Raw genomic sequence first — 22,210 nt, forward strand, 5'->3', positions numbered from 1 at the left:
GATATGAGCCTATCAACGTACAAAAATAGCGAAATAACAACGCCACTTGCTTGGCGAACACTGGCAAGTAAACCAAAACCGATCTCCTGCCAGTCAATCGTTTGACCATCATTGTCAAAGACTACCGCTGAAACCGAGACCGTAACGATGATAACCCCTAGCCAAAGTTTGGATAGTTAATACGATACCCAGAGCAAGTAATAACGTTTTATTCGGTCCAATGCGGCACCAACAGCTGCAACCTCTCCTTGAAATGGCATCCTTTTCCCTATTATTAGCTAAACATAGATCAAAAAAACAATACATTAACGTGTCTAATATATTGTTTTTATTCCTATACTTTATATTTGAATAAACGTCATCTTAGATAATTTTGCCACCACAGAAAGGAACATAATTATGTTTTTGGACTACTTTGCACTTGGGCTATTGGTCTTCGTCGCACTAGTGATTTTTTATGGCATTATCGTTATTCACGATATTCCCTATGAAATTGCTAAAGAGCGCGAACACCCGCATCAAGACGCAATACATTATGCTGGCTGGGTTAGCTTGTTTACTTTGCATGCAATTTGGCCATTTCTATGGATATGGGCAACCTTGTGGCGTAAAGAACGCGGTTGGGGCTTTCACAAACTAGAGGCTGAGCAACACGACATTCATCATAGAGTCGATGCCTTAATCGATCAGGTGACACAACTGCAAGCAGAGTTAAACGAGTTAAAAGCGCAAAATAATAGCACATTGATGCAGGAAACTTTCCGGGCGGATGAGGAGAAAAACTAATGGATATACTTCTCATTCTTACTTACACCGCTATTTGTATTACCATTTTTAAAGTGTTTAAAATCCCATTGAACAAATGGACTGTGCCAACGGCAGCTCTGGGCGGCGTGGTTTTGATTGGTACACTTATCCTATTAATGAACTACAACCACCCATTCACTCAAATTGGCAATCAAATCTACTCAACTACACCGATTGTTTCTGGTGTAAGAGGGCGAGTCGTAGAGGTTCCTGTCCAAGCCAATAAACCACTAAAGCAAGGCGATGTTCTCTTTAAAATCGACCCGATTCCTTATCAAGCCGAAGTGGCAAAGAAACAAGCGCAAATTAAAGAAGCAAATCAAAGTGCTCTTGGATTAGAGTCTTCCTTTCAAGAAGCCTTGGCGTCAAAAGCCAAAGCGGTCGCCGAACGAGACAAAGCCAAACGTGAGCTTGACCGCTATCAACGTGGTTTTGATAAAGGCGCATTCACCGAGCAACAACTCGATACACGCCGTCAAGCATATAAAGCAGCTGAATCCACCGTGAATGTAGCTAACGCCAAAATAGAACGAGCACAACTAGCACTTGAGTCTGAAATTGACGGTGAAAATACAACGGTCGTGCGTTTGATTGAAGAATTGCGTCAAGCTGAGTTCAATTTAGAGCAAACCATTGTCCGTGCACCAACCGATGGTTTCGCCACGCAATTGGCGTTAAGGCCAGGCGTAATGGCGGTCCCTTTACCACTAGCACCAGTGATGAGCTATGTCCATCAAGAAGACATCCACTATATGGCAGCATTCAGACAAAACTCACTGCAACGCCTAAAATCTGGTTACGAAGCAGAATTTGTTTTCAGAGCACTTCCGGGTAAAGTATTCAAAGGCGAAGTGGTTGAGTTACTACCGGTTATAGGTGAGGGCCAGTTCCAAGCACGTGGTGCGCTGCTAGGAACCGATGCCTTGCGAACGAGCGGACGGGTTTTTGTTAAGCTCAAAATCACCGATGATCTATCGCAGTACAACCTACCTTTGGGGACAGCAGTCGAAGTGGCAGTTTACTCAGATAAATTTACCCATGTTTCTATCATGCGAAAAGTTCTTATCCGCATGAAGAGCTGGCAAAACTTCCTCTATTTGGATCACTGATAAAAATTAGAAAGCCTAGAATCTCCTCTAGGCTTTCTTTATTCATTCTCTGTTTACGCCAAGTTGAGAAACAGTTCATCATCTATCATGTCTTTATACTTAAATCCTAAGTTGCGTAAGTGTATAAACATCCCTTTAGCATGTGGAGCACTGCCACCAATAACGACTGAGTGTTGTTGCCATTTTCTCACCCGTTGGAAAAAACGCCCTTTACTAACTTCTACCCTACACATTGGTTCGCACCATATAAACACTAGCCTATCACGCGGATCAATCGTCGCTACAATTCGCGATTCAATGACATGTCTATTTCTCGGCGTTATCGCACATTAGCACCCAAACAAGACTAGGATCACAATAAGAAAACAAATGTGCAGGTTAATTACATATTTTCGAGACTAATGACTCATAATTCTGCCGCTTTGACCGATAAATTAATAGATACATTACTAGCCAACCCCAATTAGCCTTCCGGCATAGCAGGAATAGGAATCCCAATATGAAAGAAGTTGAGTTTCGAACGATAGACAAGCTGTTTATTAAGATGTCGATAAATGACAAGATATGGGTCATTTTTGCATTATTTCTAATAACAGTAGCCGCGTTAGCTGGTGGCAGATACTCTCACACACTGCAAGCGTTTGAACAACACACCTTGTTCGCGGCTGAGCAAAAGCTCGAAGGAGTGATAGCCGCTAGTACACCTGAAAGCTTAAAAGCATTTAATCAGATTCAAGCGGTCAATCGCGTTTCGCCGCCTCGCTACGATCAAGGCTTAGCCACCGTATCCAAACAAGGTCCAGATGGCAAAGTGTATCAGCTGACGTTAGATAAACGTAACCAAGCACAACAAGTAAAGTCTGAAGCGATGATGAGCTTTGGGTTGAGCTTTTTATGGGTCATCCCATTTGCCATATTTTGCTACTGGGTGGCAACCTTCCTCGGCGGCGCGCTTTGGGTACTTTACACCACGACGCAACGTATTGGTGAAGGCGACTTAACCTCACGCCTCGGCTTTCACCCTGGTCGTGACGAATTTGGTACCATTGGTTGTGCACTCGATAAAGCCATGGATACACTGACCGACCTGGTTGTGGTGGTCAAAGACAATGCCACAACATTAAGCGAAACCTCGTCTTCATTTGAACAAGAAATGAAGACCAGCGAATCACAAATTAGCCAACAGTATGCTTCTCTCGATTCTGTCGCCACGGCGATGGAAGAAATGACGGCATCAGCCAAAGAAGTGACGAATATTTCTCAACAGTCTACGTCTCAAACAGAGAGCGATTCACAGCATATCGAGCAAAGCTACCAACGCGTACAATCTGCTATTAGTGAGATCACTAAACTCTCTGATTATATTGCTCAAACCTCCCAATCCGTTGCAACGTTGACAGAAAATACCACGCAAATTAATGAAGTCATTACGACCATTAATGCCATCTCTGAGCAAACCAACCTGTTGGCTCTAAACGCGGCAATTGAAGCGGCGCGTGCTGGCGAACAAGGAAGAGGTTTTGCTGTTGTTGCCGATGAGGTTCGCACCCTCGCTGGCCGCACACAGTCCGCAACTGTAGAAATTCAGGCAATGATCGAAAAACTGCAATCAGAAACTCGCAGTATTGCGTCAATCACTGAACAAACCGTCAGCCAAGCGCAAACCAGCAGTGACTTAGTGGCCGATATCGGTAATGATGTACAGTCGATTTCAGACTCAGCACGTTCACTGATGGATATGAGTATCCAAATCTCAACATCAGCAGAAGAGCAAAGTGCCGTTGCCAATGACATAGCCTCTGAACTCAGTGATATACGTACTCAGTCAAATACTATCCGTAACATTGCCGAGCAATCGTCACTGGGGGTCGCTAACCTGACCAAAGCATCGGTCTCCCTAGCCGACATTCTCAAGCAATACCGCACTTAATCACCTAAGGGGCCGATGGCCCCTTTTCTCTCGTCTCTATTCCTTCCCACCAGTCGCGCTCGCCATGTCACAATTTATCAACATTGAAATTACATTTCATTAAATTCGATTTAGACTAATTACTCAGTCTCAAGGAGAAGCAACATGAACAATTTACTGGCAGATTACCCAGTTATTACTGAAATCCCCGTGGCATGGGGTGAAATGGATGCGCTACAACACGTCAATAACGTAGTTTACTTCCGCTATTTTGAAACCGCTCGTCTCGACTATTTCAACCAAATCGATCTACTGGTAAATTTGCAGCAAAGTAAAATTGGCCCGGTGCTCGGCCATACTGAATGCCATTACAAGCGCCCAGTCACCTATCCAGATACTTTGCTCATTGGATCACGCGTGGTTGATCTTCAAGACGATCGCTTTACCATGGAGTACCAAATCGTCAGTAAAAAACAAGGTAAAGTCACCACCAACGGCCGTGCAACTTGTGTAATGTTCGATTTCAAAAACAATACCAAAGCGCCCATTCCAGATCAGATCAAGCAGGCGATTATTACTGCGCAAGAGAAATAATCGTTCCAACAAGGCATTGGTAATAAATCAGCATCCATAGCCGAGATTGAGAATAGGTGTCCAATGCGATTTAACTTGGTATATACTTCGCGTCACCGTTAAACAAACTACTTTATTATTAAGATGAACAAGAGCTTATTAACTAACCTTGTTGCCCTTGCTTTGCTGGCTGGCGGTTACCAAGCAGACAATCAAACCGCCTTTTACGCCGGCTTATTTGCATTTTCTGGCGCGATTACTAACTGGCTCGCTATCCATATGCTGTTTGAAAAAGTCCCCGGACTGTACGGATCGGGCGTAATACCAGCTCGATTTGAGGAGTTTAAGGCGGCCATCAAAACCTTAATGATGGAGCAATTTTTTACTCAGTCGAATATCGACAAATTTTTAAACAAAGAGATGGGGGGGAGCACCTCACTTAACCTAGAGCCCGTGTTAGAAAAAGTAGACTTCAATCCTACCTTTGATTCTCTTGTAGACGTGATTGCTAACTCTTCATTTGGCAGTATGTTAACCATGTTAGGTGGCACTGAAGCACTACAGCCACTTAAGCAGCCCTTCGTCGAGAAGATGCAAGAGTCAGTAGTTCAAATTAGCCAAAGTGATTCGGTTAAACAAGCCTTAAAAGAACAATTTGAATCGCCTGCCATGATGGAAGAAATTCAGGCAAACATTGAAAACATTATAGATCAGCGTCTTGATGAGCTTACGCCAAAGCTAGTTAAAGAGATGGTACAGAAGATGATTAAGCAGCACTTAGGTTGGTTAGTCGTTTGGGGTGGTGTATTTGGGGGCCTGATTGGTATTGGCTCATCATTTGTTGCCTAACCTCAATCAATCAACCCCAAGGGAAGTCGATTGGCTTCCTTTTTTATAACTTAGTGATCAAATCGGCGTTGACGCCAAAACTTGTTTTATGCTCTTCAATCACAACTTCACTGCGCGTTTGGATCACCCCGGGTAAGGTGCCGAGCTTAGTCGACATAAAGCTTTGATAAGCTTTCATGTCTTTAACACGCACCTTGATCATAGTATCAAAGTCACCAGATAAGGAATAACACGCTTCGATCTCGGGCATATCGGCAACCGCTTGAGCGAATTTTTCAAAGATAGAGAAGCTAGTTTGATCGAGGCGAATATGGATAAATACCTGTACATCCAGGCCGAGCTTTTCTGGATTTAATTCAGCATGATAACCACAAATATACCCTTCTTTCTCTAGCCGTTTGACTCGATCTGAACAAGGTGAGGTGGTCAAGTTAACCTGTTTGGCCAACTCGACAATCGGCAGTCGGCCTTTTAGATTGAGGGCGCGAAGAATTTCTTTATCAATTCTATCTAGGTTCATGATTCGCTCAAAATTAACAACGTGTATTGAGCTCTATTCTAGAGGAAAACCGCGCGACGTTAATAGCTGCATGACGGTTAAGTTGTGAACTTATGCAATTTTTGCGTCCGAAAAACGATTCGCAACAGGTTCAACGGCCGTTTGACTATTGCATACTCGACAAAATGATTGCTTTTCCATCTTAACGTAATGGGCACCTTGAAATAGCGTAGAGAAAGTATAAGACAGGCTTTTTAGCAAAGAATCATGCTGTACTTCACAACGTTTCATTACGACCTTGTGGTGCGTTGTTTTGTGACAACAATGGCAGTGCATTTGTGGCATCTTCGTCTCTCCTTTTTACGCTCGTTATTGATAGTCGACACATTTTGAGAGCGAGAGTTCATAAAATTCAAACGATAATTTAGAAAACGTGAGTTATGTTCAATAAATAGAGCAAAAAAACCAAAAAGCCCCGAAGTCGGGGCTTTTTTAACAAAACGTTCGCGATCTAGTCAAGTTCGACTAGCTGCTTCTTAAACGTCGCATGTTGAGATTTTACACTCTGATCAGGTTCACCGGTTGCCAAACTGACAATCACGATAGCGGCAATCGATAAAATGATTCCTGGAACAATCTCATAAACATCGAACCATCCACCAGATAGCTGTTTCCAAACAACGATGGTGATACCACCAACGAGGATGCCAGCAAGAGCACCGTTACGGTTCATACGCTCCCAGTACAGACTCAGTATTAAAGCTGGACCAAAGGCTGCACCAAAACCTGCCCAAGCGTAAGAAACAAGACCAAGGACTGAGCTGTCTGGCGTCATCGCAAGCATGAGCGCTACAATTGAAATGCCAATCACAGCAATACGACCAACCATCACAATCTCTTCCGAAGATGCGTCTTGTTTAAACACTTGCTTATAGAAGTCTTCCGCCAAAGCTGAAGAGGAAACCAAGAGCTGTGAGTCAGCAGTACTCATTACTGCCGCTAGAATCGCCGCTAACAGAATACCCGCAATCACTGGATGGAAGAGTGCATTAACCAGAAGCATGAATATCTTCTCACCATCGTCAATGCCAAGGCCTGTGTTGGTTACATACACTAAACCAACCAAACCCACTAACATAGCGCCAACCATCGACAGTGCTGTCCAAATTACCGCAATACGACGAGCCGTGATAAGGTCTTTGTTCGAACGAGAAGCTTGGAAACGTGCCAGGATATGCGGCTGTCCAAAATAGCCCAAACCCCATGCTGCCAGTGAAATGATCGCGATTGCCGATAAAGGCTCACCTTTTGAATCATTCCATAGCGTCAGTAGTTGTGGGTTAATGTTCGCCAAGTCACTATTTAACTGACCAAAGCCACCTTCTAGTGCAACAATAGGCACAATTAGTAGTGCTGCCGACATCAACAAACCTTGAACTAGGTCAGTCCAAGAGACCGCAAGGAAACCACCAAACATAGTATAAGAAACAACACATACTGTTCCGATAATCACTGCGGTGGTGTAATCCAAGCCGAAAACGGTTTCAAATAGTTTGCCACCTGCAACTAAACCTGAACTGGTATAGAAAAGGAAGAACAACAGAATGAAGAATGCCGAAATTACCTGAATCATTTTAGACGTGTCATTAAAGCGACGTGATAAGAATTCAGGTAAGGTTAGTGCGTCTGTGGTAATACTGTAAGTACGTAAACGTTTTGCACTTACAAGCCAGTTAAGCCATGTACCTATCAGCAGGCCACCCGCAAGCCAGAATGCTTCGACACCTGCAGCATAGGCGTAACCAGGTAAACCAAGCAGTAACCAGCCACTCATGTCTGAAGCGCCCGCTGAAAGTGCCGCAGGCCATGGCCCTAGTGTACGGCCGCCCAGAAAATAATCGCTTGAGCTTTTCGTTCGTTGATATGCATACACGCCTATTGCTAGCATCATCAAAAGATACGCAATAAACGTCGTCGTAATAGCGAAGCTATTTTCCATGTGATTTATCCTCTCTAATAATATCGCCTTCCCTGAATGCCCTCTAAATTCGAGGGCAGACTAACGAAGAGTTAGTGGGTTTCACTACCAAGTTCAAGCAAGGTCGCGTTACCGCCCACCGCTGTTATATTTATTGTTCGGGTACGCTCTGTAATAAAACGGAGCGCTAAGTGTGGATCGTGCGCAACAGGAATGTTCACCAGATCCGTTTCAGACGTTAGGCTTACAATGGCACCAGAACGCTGTACAAGTAAGCGGTTGATTGTTTTTTCAACCTCATGACTACCCACGTAAGCAAGACTGCGTACATCCGAATCGAGCAATTGATGGTAAGCATCAAGTGCAACAAATTGTGCTAAGTGAGTAGGTAATGAAGACTGCACATAAGCAGACTCTAAAGCTTGGCTAAGCTCATCGTCATCACTGCATAAGATAACGGTGTTGCCCGCGATTAACGCCGCCGTTAACTGCGCGACCACGGCATGCTTAGCCTGCTGTTGTAATGCATCCTGAATGACAACAGCGACACCGCGACCTGCGGTGTAAAGTTCGTTGGTTTCACCCGTTGGACCAACCAATTGATGAGTCTCAGCGAGTAACGCTGACGCTTGCTCAATATGGTAAGAAACAACGGCAGCCAACTCAGGCTCTACTTGTTGTAAAGCCTGTTTAAAAGCGAGCAAACACTCACTTTTTGAATCAAAATCGGTCAGATTCCAGTTTTCCCAAGCTGAAAAAGCATCAGAAAAACGAGTGACTTGATGAACCATAATTATTCCTCTCGCCTTTAAATTAAGAAAACTGTGCTTGTGTAAATCGATACAGGTAATGTGGACCACCCGCTTTCGGCCCCGTGCCTGACAGGCCTTGACCACCGAACGGTTGAACACCTACGACGGCACCAACTTGGTCGCGGTTGATGTAGCAGTTACCCACACGAGCGTGTTTCTCTATCCAACGATAGGTCGTTTCGTTGCGACTGTGGATACCCATGGTTAGACCAAATCCAGTATTGTTAATTTGTTCAACCACCTGTGTTAACTCATTGGCCTTAAAGCGAACAATATGTAAGATCGGACCAAACTGCTCTTCTTTGAGACATGAAATATCAGCAATTTCAAATGCCGTTGGAGGCACAAAATCGCCATGAGCATGCTCATCCGTCAACGCCAGTTGGGCAATTTTCTTCTCGCTATTACTCATGTGTTCAATGTGCGATATCAACTTAGATTTAGCCGTAGCGTCAATCACGGGACCAACATCAGTAGAATGCAAGTACGGTTTACCGACGCTCAGCTCTTGCATCGCACCTTGAATCAGCGCCGTGATTCGATCCGCGATATCCGCTTGAACATAAAGCACTCGCAGCGCACTACAGCGTTGACCAGCAGAAGCAAATGCCGAACGAATTACATCGCGTACAACTTGTTCTGGAAGTGCTGTACTGTCGACGATCATCGCATTCTGACCGCCCGTTTCAGCGATGAATGGAACCGGAGCCGCATCGCGAGCGGCAAGAGTTTGGTTGATACGTTGAGCGGTTGCCGTCGAACCAGTAAACGCCACGCCCGCAATCGCAGGGTGAGACGTAAGTGCTGATCCAATTTCTGCGCCGCGACCCGTTACCAATTGAATAGTACCTGCAGGGAAGCCAGCATCTATCATTAGTTCAACAGCACGAGCCGCGATAAGGCTGGTTTGCTCGGCAGGTTTAGCCACTACGGTATTGCCTGCCACCAACGCAGCGGTGACTTGACCTAAGAAAATAGCCAACGGGAAGTTCCACGGACTAATACAGACAAACACACCGCGACCTTGGCGAGTCATCGACCGGCTTTGACCATCGAACCCCTTGAGCGACAATGCACCTAGGGCATCGACCTGCTTAGCGTAGTAACGACAAAAATCGACCGCTTCACGCACTTCATCAATACCATCATGGATGGTTTTGCCCGCTTCTTGATGACACAGCGCCACAAGCTCTGCTAAATGCTCTTCTAACAGGTCCGCTAATGCTTCAAGTTTTTCACCACGTTGCGCTTTCGAAGTCGCTTGCCAGCTTGGGAATGCTTGCTTCGCTCCCTCAATCGCAGCGGAAACATGATCAAGTGATGCAAAAGCAATCTTACCCACTTCAATACGTCGGTCGTATGGTGCAGTGACGACTTCAGTATTAAGATTTTCCTTGATCATGCTTTCAGCGAGTAATTTATTGTTGATTACCGGACCACCAATCCATTGCTTACTAAGAAAACTCTCAACTTCATGCTCAAATGGCTTAGCTTCACTTTCGATATCGATGTTGACGCCAGCAGAGTTTTTACGCTCTGGGAAAATATCCATTGGCAGTGGGATACTGGTGTTATTAAAGCTATCGAACGCCAACAGCATATCAACCGGGTGCTGAGTTAAACTGTCGATAGGACAGCGCGCGTCGACCAAACGGTGAACAAATGAGCTGTTTGCGCCATTTTCAAGTAAACGGCGAACCAGATACGGCAGCAAATCTTTATGGCTACCAACCGGGGCGTAAATGCGAACAGATTGTTGATATGCGCTCATGGCGTGGTTATATAACGAGTCGCCCATGCCATGCAGACGCTGAAATTCAAAGTCTTTATGTGTTGCCATGACCGCGATTGAGGTCACCGTCTGCGCGTTATGACTGGCAAACTGCGGGAAAATATTACCGCGAACGTGGTCACTCAATAGGAAACGCGCACAGGCCAGATAAGCCACGTCGGTCGCTTCTTTACGAGTATAGACAGGATAATTAGTGTAGCCCGCTTGCTGAGACCATTTGATTTCGCTGTCCCAGTACGCCCCTTTCACCAAGCGAAGTGGGATCAAATCACCCTGCTCTTTCGCTAGGCGGTTTAGCCAAACAAGAACGGGCAAAGCACGCTTAGAGTAAGCTTGAATAACTAGACCAAACTTGCCCCAGCCTTTGACTAATTCACTACGGTAAACTTTTTCAAACAACCTTAAAGAGAGCTCAAGACGATCAGCTTCTTCGGCATCAATCGTAATCGCGACATCTAACTCAACGGCACGACATAGAAGTTGTTGTAACGTATCGTATAGCTCGGTCAATACACGCGCTTCATTGGCCACTTCGTAGCGTGGGTGCAGCGCAGATAACTTAATCGATACCGATGGCGCTGGGCTTTTGTCTGAAGCGTAAGTATCTCGACCCACCGCTTCGATCGCCATTAGATAATCTTTGAAATATTTATTTGCATCGGCCGTCGTTAACGCCGCTTCGCCCAACATATCGTAAGAGTAAGTAAAGCCTTTATCACGCATCGCTTTGCCATTTTTCTGCGCTTCGGCAATGCTACGACCTAAGACAAACTGATGACCCATGACTTTCATTGCCTGGTGCATCGCCTGACGAATCACAGGTTCTGACATCTTGTTAACTAAGCGGTTAACGGCACTCACTGGGCTTTGCGCTTCATTTTCAGACAGGCCAACCACCTTCCCAGTTAGCATTAATCCCCAAGTTGAGGCGTTAACGAATACTGAGTCTGAATTTTTCAGGTGAGATTTCCAATCAGCCACAGTGAGTTTATCGCGAATCAACGCATCCGCTGTGGCGGCATCAGGAATACGCATTAGCGCTTCAGCAAGACACATTAACAAGATGCCTTCATGGGTATCGAGACTATACTCAAGCAGTAACGCATCAATCATTTGAATTGATTTTTTATCTGCTCGAATCGCTTTAATCAAATCCGTTGTCTTGACTGTAATCTGTTCTTTTTCAGCATCGGTTGGCATTGCCAAAGGCAGCAATTGGTTAAGCCATTGTGATTCGTCCACCATGTATAGTGGCGAGATCAATGACCAAAGCTCATTAAGCGGTTGCTCAACGAACTCAGCATTCAACACATCAGTTGCTGTAAACATGCGTTTTCCTCAATCTCAGACCTGAAATCATTTCAGGTTTCCTACAGTGACAAGCAGTGTATTTTGAGCTTGAGAAGATTACTTGTCAAAAACTCCGAGTTTTTTGTTAAATACTCTGATTTTTAACAAAACAAAAACACAGTCACACTCAAATGAGTAAAGTATTATCTCGATTGCGTTATCTTATTTAACTGAATTGTTTCTTGTACTGAGAAGGAGACATACCTTGAAGACGGGAAAAAGAGTGAGTAAAGGTGCTTTGACCAGAAAAACCCGTAAACTCCGCAACCTGACCAAGGGTAAGGTTGCCTTGCTCAATAAATTGCTTAGCCATATCAATACGCTTACCAAGAACATATTGATGGGGCGTAATGCCCATCTGCTCTTTAAACAGTGAATGGAATTGACTTTCACCGAGAAAGACGCTGCCCGCTAACTGGGTGACAGAAATTTTTTGAGTGAGATGTTGTTCAATGTAACGATCGATGGCTTCTAGATCAAAACGTGAGTCTTTACGCGACGTTTCAAATGCCGACATATGCCGCTGCAGCAGCGCGACAACCGTGTCATTGCAAGCTCGGCTAAGCAATAGGTCATCGGGGTTCGCTTGCATTTCCGCGACCAACATCTGGATTAATTTTTGGATTTGTCCATCCAATTTAAAGTAGGTCTCTTTCTGGTTAAGTTCGTTCAACCGCTGTAGCAGTATCGCATCACTCTCTTGAGGCAACGGCATGTTAAGCACCAATATGTCAGATTGACCGACCACACCACCAAATGCGTGCCCTGTACCCGACGTCACGACGCAACCTTGGCCTGGACCAACCAAATTGCCATAGCCACTGACCTCAAACTCTGCTTGGCCTTTTAAGCCAATGACAACTTGGGTATAGCTATGATCATGACACTCCATATAAGAAGGCAAAGTGATAATTTGGGCAGGTTTAGGCGACAATTCTTTGGCAGTTGATGCTTCACTTGGCGATTTATTTACGCGAGACATAGCAGATCACGAAAAAAGTTATCAGTGGGTTTGGGCATGGTATAACAAAAGTGACGTAACTCGAAATTACTATTGATAAGTTATAAAATAGGTTGCACAATCAGGATCAGGGTTATCGCTCAACCTCACCCTGAAGTGGTTGAAAAATCGCCAACCAAAGCACTGGAAGAATGATCAAGTGCACATAAATTACGGCTCATGTCACTTCTACCCGCTTTAGCCATTCTGAATCAAAAATCTTTACTTGCATATTTCTTGAATGCGCCCAAAATGGAATATGTATTAGATAAGTTTATCTCTAATTATGATAAGCTTAGGTCACACTCTCTTAGAGTAGGGTGATAGAAATGGAAGAAAGAGACCTTTGTAAGGCATCTGAACAATGGACTGTCAAAAGTTTGTCTTTTTCCTAATGTAAGTTGCATATATTATGGATATGCACTGATTTGATTATTTTACATTGGTTGTTTAAACGTTAATTGTTGCAGGGACTTATGATCATACGTCGCATCGCAGCGCTTTTGCTTGCGCTAGGCCCTATTTGGGTTTCGACTTCGATTTTTGCACAGGAAAGTGTACAGGCTGATCCTGTTGCTGAAATCGAAACTAAATTAGAAACTAAAGAAGCGGAATTGGGCACTATGGCTACAGAGTTTGACTCTGAAGCTGAACGCCTCCAACAACTTCGAAACGAACAAGATAAGCTTGAGCGCCAAGAGCAAGAGCTCAACGCAAAGCGAAATCGAGCTAAGTCAGCATTGGACAAACAATATAGCCGTCTTTTAGATGATCCAGAGATCGACTTAGTTTCTTTTCAAAAAGCTTATCAAGACGCTTGGACTGAAGTTAAGGATAACCAGTCAGCGATTCTTGAAAACCAACAAGCCATCACTGAAAGTGAAATGCGATTGTCTCAGGTCAAACAAAAGCAAGCACGCCTAAATAGCGAGCTTTCTTACCTGCAAGAGCAAAGAGTTGAAGCTCGTGTAAAACGCTTAGCGGCTGAACTACGTGAAAGTGATGTGTTGGAAACCAGCTATAAAACCACATGTTCATCAACGATGACGATTGGTGAGTGTAAGAATCAAGGTCACTATTTAACTAAGCAAAAAGCGGTCAAAGCTTTCAAAGCTAAGTTGATGGATAGACTCACTGAATCTAACATCGCGAAGCAGAATGCCAAAGATGTACAGCTCAACGTACATGTTCAAGAAAACCAAGTGATCCGTTCTGGTTTCGAAGGCAGCAACGACTATTACACAGAAATGCGTTCACAACTGCAGGCACGACCTGAGGCGTCAGCGGCTTGTAAGCTGCTAAACGTGTCGTCTCGTTACTGTTTAAAAGGCGAACAAACAGCAGACAACAAGAATCAAGACAAAAACTGGGTCAACGTAACGGTGCGTTCTGATCAGTTTGACGATGATGTCGTTATTAATGGTATCAACTACGGGAGTACTCCTGTTGAAGTTGTACTGCCTCGCGGTCAACACCAAGTGACGGTATCAAAAAACGGATTTGAAACTTATAACCGCGTGATCAGTGTCAATACCAGTGACACGGTTTGGGTTAAGCTTCGTCCAAGTGGCTAACGATTGTTTTACCAATCTGATTCACAAAGATGAACTAAAGCGCCATTTTGATCTTCAGTTATTCATTGATAACTTAAGATAAAGTGGCGTTTTCGTTTAGAATAAGCCCATTAACCAATAATTAGATGTAGAAGATAGTCAATGCGTCCAGGTTTATCCGCCCTTTTGTTAGCATTATTGCCATGCTTAGTTCCGTCTCCAGCCCTCGCTGAAGATGGGCAAGCGTCATTAATACAAATTGATGACCAACTGTTCACCAAACATGACGAACTCAGCACAGCGCGACAAACAAAAGACGAGCAGCAAGCACTGCTAGATAAAAAACAAGCTGAACTTAGCTCTCTCGATCAACAAGCGAAAGCAATAGAGAAAGCTTTCACTAACGCAAAGCAAAAGCTCGAGTCTGATTATCAAAGCATGATTGACGACCCGAGTGTTGACTTGGCTGCCTCTCAACAAGCCTATCAAGACGCCTGGTCAACGGTTAAGCAAAACCAGAAAGCACGCCTAGCGGCAGAACAAGCCGTTGAAGAGCAACGTGCGTTGTTAATCACACGTAATGCTGAAGTGGAAGCAATTGAAAAAATAATTGTCGGTCTTGGCGAAAGCAAAATTCGTGCGCGAGTTGAACAACTGAACCATGAACTGCAACAGCCAAGTAATATCGCGGTCAGCTTTACCAACCGCTGTCAGCCATCAATGACCTTAGCGCAATGCGACCAACAAACTCGCGATCTAGCACTGCAAAAGGCAGTTAAACAGTTTCGCAGTGAGCTCCCAAACCAAACCAGTGAAAGCGCTTTGGTAAAACGTAATATCGACGATACCGCTCTCAATATTCACGTGTTAAGACATACCACCAAGCAGTCTGGGTTTTACGATGGTGTTCGCTACCGCATTGTTATGGATGTAGAGTTGGAAACAAGACCAAGCGAAACCGTGGCTTGTCAGTTGCTTCAGGTCGAAAATCAATACTGTTTCGCTCCCGGCGTTGATAGCACCAAACAATTACCTGTCGATCAGGAAATTGCTTGGGTGACCTTCTCTTTACGTTCAAATCAATACAATGACAATGTCTTTATTGATGGTGTCTCTTATGGCAGCACTCCTATCGAAGTGATGTTGCCGACGGGATCGCACAATGTCTTGATCAAAAAAGAAGGTTATCAACCGTTTAATCAGCAAATATCGATTAAATCAGACACTTCTTTACGCGCCGTATTAACAGAGAAAGCCAATCCATTGCGCAATGGAACTAAGTTTGCCGATGGCATGGCTAACAAAGGTTCAGCGCCAGAAGTTGTCACTTTACTACCTGGCAAATTCTTTGTGGGAGAACAAGGCTCAAAGCAAGTTTACCTTGATCATGCTTTCGCGATTGGGGTTACCCCGGTGACCGTTAGCCAATTCGCAACCTTTGTCGAACACACCAGTTATCAAACGGATGCCGAGCTCAAAAACACGTGTACCGCATTGGTTAACGCCGAAGTCACTCCTATTGCTAACAGCAGTTGGCGCGACCCAGGCTTTAAGCAATATCCAAACTCTCCAGTGGTGTGTATTAGCCAAAATGACGCTAGCTCATACACCAATTGGCTGCGCCAACAAACTGGCGCATCTTATCGTCTACCCACTGAAGATGAATGGGAAATCGCCGCACGTGCTGGTAGCCAAGATAAGTATTGGTGGGGTGATGAATTTAAACCAGGTCAAGCCAATACCGGTTGGAGTGGCACACCTTGGTCAAATATAAGTACCGCTCCGGTCAGTGCTTTCAAACCAAACCAACTAGGTGTTTATGATAGTGTTGGCAACGTGTGGCAGTGGACCAGTAGTCCACGCGGCATCGTTAAGGGAGGTGCTTGGAATTTTTCGCCAAATATGGCGGCGGCAGATAAGCAATTATTCCTCTCTCCATCAGAAGCCACCAACTATGTTGGCTTTCGTATCGTACGCGATATCAATTAAGTATCTGAGGGGGATTTCCCCCCTTTTTTATTTATTTCAAAAAGATAGAATCGATAACGAACTTAAGTCTAGCCACTTAAGTTTGATGTATATTGATATGTCTATCTCTCAGTGATTTATTCTGAGTACATAGAACCTCTTCTACACTTGGACAGGAACTTATGGTTCTTGTATTTGCCAGTCATCAATTGATGCCTGGCATTTTTTATTCATCGCCCCACTCTTCACTTGAGTTACAGTCAACCATTACACTGACTGACAAATTAACGAGCAACCCATCGACTTATCTAATATCTACAACTGCCTATTCAATAGAACATGCTATGATAGTCATCTTATTTAATAGCTTACTGTTGCACCTGTGAATCCACAACAGCTCTCCCTTTTTGCGCAATTACCCGGATATTGGGGATGCAAAGATCTCCGTTCGGTTTTTGTTTATGCTAACGACGCTTACGCCAAATTAATCGGCTTTGATCAACCTCATGATTGTATCGGTTTGACCGACCATCAGATGCCGAGTCCAACCACCCGCTGTGCTAGCGACTTTGTCAACCAAGATCGATATGTCATGGAGCACAAAACTCAGCTCAAAGTGTTAGATATCCACCCCTACCCTGATGGGACCTGGCGTGCACATATCTTTACCAAGATTCCATGGCTTGATGATAGTGGTCAAGTTCAAGGTACAATATTTTATGGTCAAGAGCTGTCAGATACTGCGATTTTAGAAGTGGGTCATTGGATTTGTCGAGCCACTGGAATCTCAACAGAACGTCCCATGACGGCCGTTACTCCCGCAACGAGTACCCTTAGCTGTCAGTTAACCGACAGAGAATCTGAAGCATTGTTTCTGCTTTTATATGGTAAGAAACCACACTACATCGCCAATATTATGCACATATCGGTGAAAACGTTAGAAAGCTACGTGGTGCGATTAAGGCGTAAGTTTGGGGCTCATTCAAAAGCGCAATTAGTCGAAATGGCGCTTGACCAAGGCTATGGATCGCATATCCCGAAAACATTATTGAAAACCCAAATTTCGGTTGCTCTCAATAGTGAATACGCCACGTAAGTGGCGTATTCGATTTTGTCCTAAGGAGCTAAACGGTCGATAATCCACTGCTCTTCTTGTTTCGAGAACAAAAAGCGATCGTGAAGTCGATGCTCTCCACCCTGCCAAAACTCTATGCTTTGTGGTCGAATACGATACCCGCCCCAGAAACTAGGTACTGGGATCTCTCCGGCTTCAAACTTTTTCTTGAGTTCAAGAAACTTGCCTTCCAGCACGCCACGAGCGGAAATTCGGCTACTTTGTTTACTGGCGATAGCGGCAAGCTGGCTACCTTTAGGGCGAGAAGAGAAATACTTCAAGTTTTCCGTTGCCGATAATTTTTCTGCTACACCGGTAATATGAACTTGACGTTCTAATGGGTGCCATGGGAAATGGAGGCTAACTTTGCCATTATGCTCTATATGCTGAGCCTTGCGGCTACCCAAGTTAGTATAAAAAACGAAACCGCGCTTATCGAGATCTTTTAGTAGTACAATGCGCTGAAAGGGCTGACCCGTTTGATCAACGGTCGCGACTGTCATTGCTGTCGGGTCGGTCAGTTTCGCCTCAATGGCTTGTTTTAACCACAGGTTAAACTGCTCGATTGGGTCTGCGTTGAGGTCTTTTCGGCGCAGTCCACCTTTGTTATATTCGCGGCGAATATCTTCAAGTTCCATCTCTTGTCCTCGACGAAATTTTTCATCGATTGTGCGCGCTTCTCGACAAGAACTCAAGCCCAAGACACGGGTTATGACTACACTTTATTGGAACTATCTATCAAAAAGGAGAAACCTATCATCTTGAATGACAAAACTGACGCTAAGTCCTTAACATTTTTAGCTATCAGTAATAAAATCAATCGAATATCACCATATTACAAGGGCCACTAATGAGTAAGAGCCATTATAACAAGCTTACTCCTGACGAGCTGGATTATGTCGATGACAAAACCGCTGCGTTATTATTGAATACGCCAAACAGTGCCCGCATCATGCTGTGGGTAATGGTGATATTTTTTGTTTTAGCAGGTCTGTGGGCTGCGTGGGCTGAAATTGACAAAGTCACTGTGGGTCAAGGAAAGGTCGTACCCTCTTCACAACTTCAAGTGGTACAAAACCTCGAAGGTGGTTTAGTCAAAGAGATCCTTGTTCGTGAAGGACAGAAAGTTGAAAAAGGCCAGCAATTGTTGCTGATTGATGACACACGTTTTCGTTCCGATTACCGCGAGCGTGAACAACAAGTCGCCAACTTAACCGCAAGTGTGCTGCAACTATCAGCATCCATTACCAGTGTGATCATTAATGAAGAGTTTGAAGAGGCAGAATGGCAACGAGCGGTGCTGCTCAATTTTAACCGCCTCGCCTTTCCTCCTATATTGGTCGAGTCTCAACCTCGACTTGTCGCGCGACAACGAGATGAGTACCGTCAAAATCTCGAAAAACTCCGCAACCAACTGTCTGTGATTGACCAACAAGTTAAGCAAAAACAACAAGATTTAGCAGAGATCCAGGCGCGTATCAAAAACTTACGTGAAAGCTATCGCTTTGCCGATGAAGAACTTGAGATTACACGTCCACTTGCCGAAGAGGGGGTTGTCCCTCGTATTGAATTACTAAAACTGCAGCGCCAAGTTAACGACACACGTCGCGAACTAACCTCTAGTGAACTCAAAATGCCAGTTTTACAATCAGCAGTTCGAGAAGCAATGCTTAACCGTATTGATGTGGCCCAGAAGTTTCGTTCAGAACAGCAAGAAAAGCTCAACGAAGCTCAAGATAGACTATCATCGTTGACTGAGTCGACAATAGGTCTAGAGGATCGCGTAAACCGCACCACCGTAACCTCACCGGTCACAGGCACAGTAAAAACGCTCAACGTTAATACAGTTGGAGGCGTTATTCAGCCGGGTATGGATATTGTTGAAATTGTTCCGAGTGAAGATACGCTGTTGGTTGAGGCTAAGATTGCACCTCAGGATATTGCATTTTTGCGCCCTGAACTGCCAACCATTGTTAAATTTAGTGCTTATGATTTCACTAAATATGGTGGGTTAGAAGGCACTTTAGAACATATTAGTGCCGATACCACCACCGATGAAGAAGGCAATAGTTTTTATCTTGTGCGTATCCGCACCAAAGAGACCAGTCTCAACAAAGATAACTCGCTGCCTATAATTCCGGGAATGACCACTTCTGTCGATATAATTACAGGTAAGCGAACCATACTTGAATATCTACTTAAACCAATTTTAAGCGCACAAAACAACGCCCTAAAGGAATAGCTATGGTTAATCTCAATGACCGTTATTCAAGGATTGCCGCTTGAAGGCAATCACTCTAGCAAAATACTCAGTCGCTTTTGCGCTGCTATTTTTTGCTACAACGACCTCGTTTGCTCTTAACACCCAAGAGCAACGTTGGGTTGATTCGGTCAGAAAAACCTATGGCGATCGCGCTGCAAGGCGAGTGGAAAGCTGGCGTCGGGAAATGTCTCAGTACGCTTCACTCCCCGAGCGACAAAAGCTCACCAAAGTGAACCGTTTCTTTAACCAGCTTAATTTTGTTGATGATATTACTCTTTGGGGAAAAAACGATTATTGGGCAACGCCGCTCGAATTTTTAGGCAGTAATGCGGGTGACTGCGAAGATTTTACCATTGCCAAATATTTCTCTTTGTTAGAGCTCGGCGTCCCCGATAAAAAACTGCGCTTGGTCTATGTTAAAGCTATCGAGCTCAACCAGTTCCATATGGTGTTGGCATACTATGCCACACCGAGTGCAGAGCCGGTACTGTTGGACAATATTAACCCAGAGATTAAACGCGCTTCTACCCGCCGCGACCTATTACCTATTTACAGTTTCAACGGTAAAAACTTATGGCTAATGAAGTCGAAAAAAGGACAACTTGCAGGGAAATCTTCCAGGCTCAGTCTTTGGAATGATCTCCGTGAGCGTGAAAAATCGCTCCAACTAAACAAACCCATAGTCAATTATGATGAGTAGGCAATATGACGTTATATAAACAACTTGTCGCCGGTATGATTGCGGTTATTTTAATGTTGCTAATTTCAGTGTTTATCATTGAATTCAATACAACACGAAACAACCTCATTCAGCAGCAGCAATCCGAGGTGAATAATACCATCAATACTGTTGGCTTGGCTCTAGCCCCCTATCTAGAGGACAAAGATCAAGTCGCAGTTGAGTCGGTCATTAATGCGCTGTTCGATGGCAGTAGTTATTCAATCGTACGACTTATCTTCTTAGATACTGGCGACGAGATTCTGCGAACCTACCCAGTTCAGCCCAATAACGTCCCCAAATGGTTTACCCAACTCAACCTATTTGAACGAATACATGATCGCCGCGTTGTGACGAGTGGTTGGATGCAGTTAGCAGAAGTCGAAATTGTGAGTGATACTGGGGATGCCTACATCCAGCTCTGGCTTGCTTTTGAACGTTTAGTTATTGCGTTCTGTATTATTCTGCTTATTGGTTTGTTTGCTATTTCATTCATTCTTAAACGTGCGCTCCGTCCATTGCAATTGATTGTTAATAAAATGGAGCAAGTCGCACGCAATCAGTTTGGCGAACCACTCCCCCGCCCTAGCACACAAGATTTGATCTACGTTGTTGATGGCATTAACAGCATGTCATCTCAACTCGAAAAATCATTTAAAGCACAAGCAAAAGAGGCGCAGCAACTGCGTGAACGTGCCTATATCGACCCGGTTTCTCAGTTAGGTAACCGTGCCTACTACATGAGTCAACTCAACTCATGGCTTGGTGAAGGTGGTATGGGTGGTGTGGGTGGTGTGGCTATTCTCGAAGCGAGCTTTATTCGTGAACTCTACGAAGACAAAGGCTACGAAGCTGGCGACGGGATGGTACGAGAGCTTGCCGATCACCTAAAAGTATCGCTCTCTTCTCCTAACGTAACACTTGCTCGTATTTCGACTGAAGAGTTCGGTTTAATTATTCCGAATCTTGATGAGAGCGAACTAAAATTAATCGCCGAGAGTATCATCACCTATGTACAAGACGTCAATGCTGACCCGACAGGCATGGCGACATCGAACGTTTCCCTTGGCGTTGTTTATAACAAGGGCTCAACCAGTTCAACTGAGCTATTAACTATGCTCGACAATGCGTTAGCCGCAGCGAAGTCAAATCCAGAGTTGGATTACAGCTTCGTGACGGGTGAACAGACCGACAGTTTAATGGGCAAACAACAATGGAAACAATTAGTCAGTGAAGCCATCAGCAACGATTGGTTTAACTTTCGTTTCCAAGCGGCTAACGACAGTTCCGGTCAGGCCTATCACCGTGAGGTGTTCTCAGCGATCGAGAAAGAAGATGAACGTTACAGCGCAAACCAATACTTATTTGCGCTCGAACAACTCAATGCTAGCCATCTGTTTGATGAGTACGTCATCGAATCGATGGTCAAGCGTTTAGAGGCAGGCGAGTTTGACGCACCAGTCGCCATCAACATTGCGCAAAGCAGCATTTCTCAACCAAGCTTTATTCGTTGGGTGACTCAACTGCTTAACAAACATACTCAAGTCGCCTCACTGCTCCATTTTGAAATTCCTGAGAATTGCTTTATTAGCTCACCACACCATACCGCCTTATTTTGTAATGCGGTGCGCAGCGCAGGTGCTGATTTCGGTGTCGACAACTATGGACGAAACTTCCAATCGCTTGACTATATTAATGAATTCCGTCCAGCGTATGTAAAACTCGATTATCTCTACACCCATCATCTTGATGACGAAAAACAGAAATTCACACTGACGTCAATTTCAAGAACAGCACACAATCTGGGTATTAAGACCATTGCATCGCGAGTCGAGACACAGACTCAGTTAGACTTCTTAGCTGAGCACTTTATTGAAGTCTTCCAAGGCTTCATCGTAGATAAATAACAAATAAAA

Annotated in this window: 18 protein-coding genes and 1 pseudogene; 11 read left to right on the forward strand and 8 right to left on the reverse strand. The window is 44.4% G+C overall.

Annotation, left to right across the window (positions count from 1 at the left end):
• Positions 1–14: 14 nt before the first annotated feature.
• Positions 15–225, reverse strand: a pseudogene (locus CDZ87_RS17555) (EamA family transporter); the annotation flags it as partial.
• A gap of 174 nt (positions 226–399) precedes the next feature.
• Here CDZ87_RS17555 and CDZ87_RS06350 point away from each other — a divergent pair.
• Together CDZ87_RS06350 and CDZ87_RS06355 are read left to right on the forward strand one after the other, a co-directional pair.
• A complete protein-coding gene (locus CDZ87_RS06350) occupies positions 400–786 on the forward strand; it encodes a DUF3302 domain-containing protein (protein ID WP_100752696.1) in 387 nt (128 codons plus the stop codon).
• A complete protein-coding gene (locus CDZ87_RS06355; protein WP_100752697.1) occupies positions 786–1,916 on the forward strand; it encodes an HlyD family secretion protein in 1,131 nt (376 codons plus the stop codon). Before CDZ87_RS06350 ends, CDZ87_RS06355 begins: the two co-directional genes overlap by 1 nt.
• Positions 1,917–1,969: 53 nt before the next feature.
• Here CDZ87_RS06355 and CDZ87_RS17300 read toward each other — a convergent pair whose 3' ends face one another.
• The gene (locus tag CDZ87_RS17300; RefSeq protein ID WP_245834655.1) at positions 1,970–2,149 is read right to left on the reverse strand and encodes a hypothetical protein; all 180 of its coding nucleotides are present in this window, start codon (positions 2,147–2,149) and stop codon (positions 1,970–1,972) included.
• Between the two features lie 266 nt (positions 2,150–2,415).
• Between CDZ87_RS17300 and CDZ87_RS06365 the strand changes: the two genes are divergently transcribed.
• The 3 genes from CDZ87_RS06365 to CDZ87_RS06375 all read left to right on the forward strand — a co-directional run bounded on the left by CDZ87_RS06365 (position 2,416) and on the right by CDZ87_RS06375 (position 5,247).
• Entirely contained in the window at positions 2,416–3,846 is a 1,431-nt protein-coding gene (locus CDZ87_RS06365; protein ID WP_100752698.1) for a methyl-accepting chemotaxis protein, read from the forward strand.
• A gap of 144 nt (positions 3,847–3,990) precedes the next feature.
• A complete protein-coding gene (locus CDZ87_RS06370) occupies positions 3,991–4,419 on the forward strand; it encodes an acyl-CoA thioesterase (protein ID WP_100752699.1) in 429 nt (142 codons plus the stop codon).
• A gap of 123 nt (positions 4,420–4,542) precedes the next feature.
• A complete protein-coding gene (locus CDZ87_RS06375; RefSeq protein WP_100752700.1) occupies positions 4,543–5,247 on the forward strand; it encodes a DUF445 domain-containing protein in 705 nt (234 codons plus the stop codon).
• A gap of 43 nt (positions 5,248–5,290) precedes the next feature.
• On the opposite strand, the gene CDZ87_RS06380 is transcribed toward CDZ87_RS06375, so the two are convergent.
• From CDZ87_RS06380 to CDZ87_RS06405, 5 genes are all read right to left on the reverse strand, one after another.
• On the reverse strand, positions 5,291–5,767 hold the full coding sequence (locus CDZ87_RS06380; protein ID WP_100752701.1) for an Lrp/AsnC family transcriptional regulator: 477 nt from the start codon (positions 5,765–5,767) through the stop codon (positions 5,291–5,293).
• 490 nt (positions 5,768–6,257) lie between these two features.
• Complete coding sequence (gene putP, locus CDZ87_RS06390; protein ID WP_100752702.1) at positions 6,258–7,745, reverse strand: sodium/proline symporter PutP; 1,488 nt, start codon at positions 7,743–7,745, stop codon at positions 6,258–6,260.
• A 71-nt stretch (positions 7,746–7,816) separates the two neighbouring features.
• Positions 7,817–8,515, reverse strand: a complete 699-nt coding sequence (locus tag CDZ87_RS06395; RefSeq protein ID WP_100752703.1) for a 1-pyrroline-5-carboxylate dehydrogenase — start codon at positions 8,513–8,515, stop codon at positions 7,817–7,819.
• 22 nt (positions 8,516–8,537) lie between these two features.
• A complete protein-coding gene (putA, locus tag CDZ87_RS06400; RefSeq protein ID WP_100752705.1) occupies positions 8,538–11,657 on the reverse strand; it encodes a bifunctional proline dehydrogenase/L-glutamate gamma-semialdehyde dehydrogenase PutA in 3,120 nt (1,039 codons plus the stop codon).
• A gap of 187 nt (positions 11,658–11,844) precedes the next feature.
• On the reverse strand, positions 11,845–12,660 hold the full coding sequence (locus tag CDZ87_RS06405) for an AraC family transcriptional regulator (RefSeq protein ID WP_100752707.1): 816 nt from the start codon (positions 12,658–12,660) through the stop codon (positions 11,845–11,847).
• Positions 12,661–13,154: 494 nt separating this feature from the next.
• Between CDZ87_RS06405 and CDZ87_RS06410 the strand changes: the two genes are divergently transcribed.
• From CDZ87_RS06410 to CDZ87_RS06420, 3 genes are all read left to right on the forward strand, one after another.
• A complete protein-coding gene (locus tag CDZ87_RS06410; protein WP_100752708.1) occupies positions 13,155–14,252 on the forward strand; it encodes a PEGA domain-containing protein in 1,098 nt (365 codons plus the stop codon).
• 141 nt (positions 14,253–14,393) lie between these two features.
• Positions 14,394–16,220 (forward strand): formylglycine-generating enzyme family protein, encoded by a 1,827-nt coding sequence (locus CDZ87_RS06415; RefSeq protein ID WP_100752709.1) that lies wholly within the window; start codon positions 14,394–14,396, stop codon positions 16,218–16,220.
• Between the two features lie 361 nt (positions 16,221–16,581).
• Positions 16,582–17,295, forward strand: coding sequence for a helix-turn-helix transcriptional regulator (locus CDZ87_RS06420; RefSeq protein ID WP_100752711.1), 714 nt, complete (start codon positions 16,582–16,584; stop codon positions 17,293–17,295).
• 20 nt (positions 17,296–17,315) lie between these two features.
• Here CDZ87_RS06420 and pdxH read toward each other — a convergent pair whose 3' ends face one another.
• Complete coding sequence (pdxH, locus tag CDZ87_RS06425; RefSeq protein ID WP_100752712.1) at positions 17,316–17,951, reverse strand: pyridoxamine 5'-phosphate oxidase; 636 nt, start codon at positions 17,949–17,951, stop codon at positions 17,316–17,318.
• A gap of 212 nt (positions 17,952–18,163) precedes the next feature.
• On the opposite strand from pdxH, the gene CDZ87_RS06430 reads away from it, so the two are divergent.
• The 3 genes from CDZ87_RS06430 to CDZ87_RS06440 all read left to right on the forward strand — a co-directional run bounded on the left by CDZ87_RS06430 (position 18,164) and on the right by CDZ87_RS06440 (position 22,201).
• Positions 18,164–19,555, forward strand: coding sequence for an HlyD family type I secretion periplasmic adaptor subunit (locus tag CDZ87_RS06430; protein ID WP_100752713.1), 1,392 nt, complete (start codon positions 18,164–18,166; stop codon positions 19,553–19,555).
• Positions 19,556–19,637: 82 nt separating this feature from the next.
• A complete protein-coding gene (locus tag CDZ87_RS06435) occupies positions 19,638–20,276 on the forward strand; it encodes a transglutaminase-like cysteine peptidase (RefSeq protein ID WP_422641442.1) in 639 nt (212 codons plus the stop codon).
• A gap of 5 nt (positions 20,277–20,281) precedes the next feature.
• The gene (locus CDZ87_RS06440; RefSeq protein ID WP_100752714.1) at positions 20,282–22,201 is read left to right on the forward strand and encodes a bifunctional diguanylate cyclase/phosphodiesterase; all 1,920 of its coding nucleotides are present in this window, start codon (positions 20,282–20,284) and stop codon (positions 22,199–22,201) included.
• Positions 22,202–22,210 lie beyond the last annotated feature (9 nt).

Origin of the sequence: Vibrio salilacus (assembly GCF_002811245.1) — a bacterium.
In the GTDB taxonomy this organism is placed as follows: domain Bacteria; phylum Pseudomonadota; class Gammaproteobacteria; order Enterobacterales; family Vibrionaceae; genus Vibrio; species Vibrio salilacus.

Bases quoted from the DNA above. Each gene is read 5' to 3' on its own strand.
- CDZ87_RS06440 (WP_100752714.1), top strand. From the start codon at position 20,282: ATGACGTTATATAAACAACTTGTCGCCGGTATGATTGCGGTTATTTTA.
- CDZ87_RS06380 (WP_100752701.1), bottom strand. From the start codon at position 5,767: ATGAACCTAGATAGAATTGATAAAGAAATTCTTCGCGCCCTCAATCTA.
- CDZ87_RS06355 (WP_100752697.1), top strand. From the start codon at position 786: ATGGATATACTTCTCATTCTTACTTACACCGCTATTTGTATTACCATT.
- CDZ87_RS06370 (WP_100752699.1), top strand. From the start codon at position 3,991: ATGAACAATTTACTGGCAGATTACCCAGTTATTACTGAAATCCCCGTG.
- CDZ87_RS06415 (WP_100752709.1), top strand. From the start codon at position 14,394: ATGCGTCCAGGTTTATCCGCCCTTTTGTTAGCATTATTGCCATGCTTA.
- CDZ87_RS06395 (WP_100752703.1), bottom strand. From the start codon at position 8,515: ATGGTTCATCAAGTCACTCGTTTTTCTGATGCTTTTTCAGCTTGGGAA.
- putP (WP_100752702.1), bottom strand. From the start codon at position 7,745: ATGGAAAATAGCTTCGCTATTACGACGACGTTTATTGCGTATCTTTTG.
- CDZ87_RS06410 (WP_100752708.1), top strand. From the start codon at position 13,155: ATGATCATACGTCGCATCGCAGCGCTTTTGCTTGCGCTAGGCCCTATT.
- CDZ87_RS17300 (WP_245834655.1), bottom strand. From the start codon at position 2,149: ATGTGTAGGGTAGAAGTTAGTAAAGGGCGTTTTTTCCAACGGGTGAGA.
- CDZ87_RS06375 (WP_100752700.1), top strand. From the start codon at position 4,543: ATGAACAAGAGCTTATTAACTAACCTTGTTGCCCTTGCTTTGCTGGCT.
- putA (WP_100752705.1), bottom strand. From the start codon at position 11,657: ATGTTTACAGCAACTGATGTGTTGAATGCTGAGTTCGTTGAGCAACCG.
- CDZ87_RS06365 (WP_100752698.1), top strand. From the start codon at position 2,416: ATGAAAGAAGTTGAGTTTCGAACGATAGACAAGCTGTTTATTAAGATG.
- CDZ87_RS06430 (WP_100752713.1), top strand. From the start codon at position 18,164: ATGAGTAAGAGCCATTATAACAAGCTTACTCCTGACGAGCTGGATTAT.
- pdxH (WP_100752712.1), bottom strand. From the start codon at position 17,951: ATGGAACTTGAAGATATTCGCCGCGAATATAACAAAGGTGGACTGCGC.
- CDZ87_RS06350 (WP_100752696.1), top strand. From the start codon at position 400: ATGTTTTTGGACTACTTTGCACTTGGGCTATTGGTCTTCGTCGCACTA.
- CDZ87_RS06405 (WP_100752707.1), bottom strand. From the start codon at position 12,660: ATGTCTCGCGTAAATAAATCGCCAAGTGAAGCATCAACTGCCAAAGAA.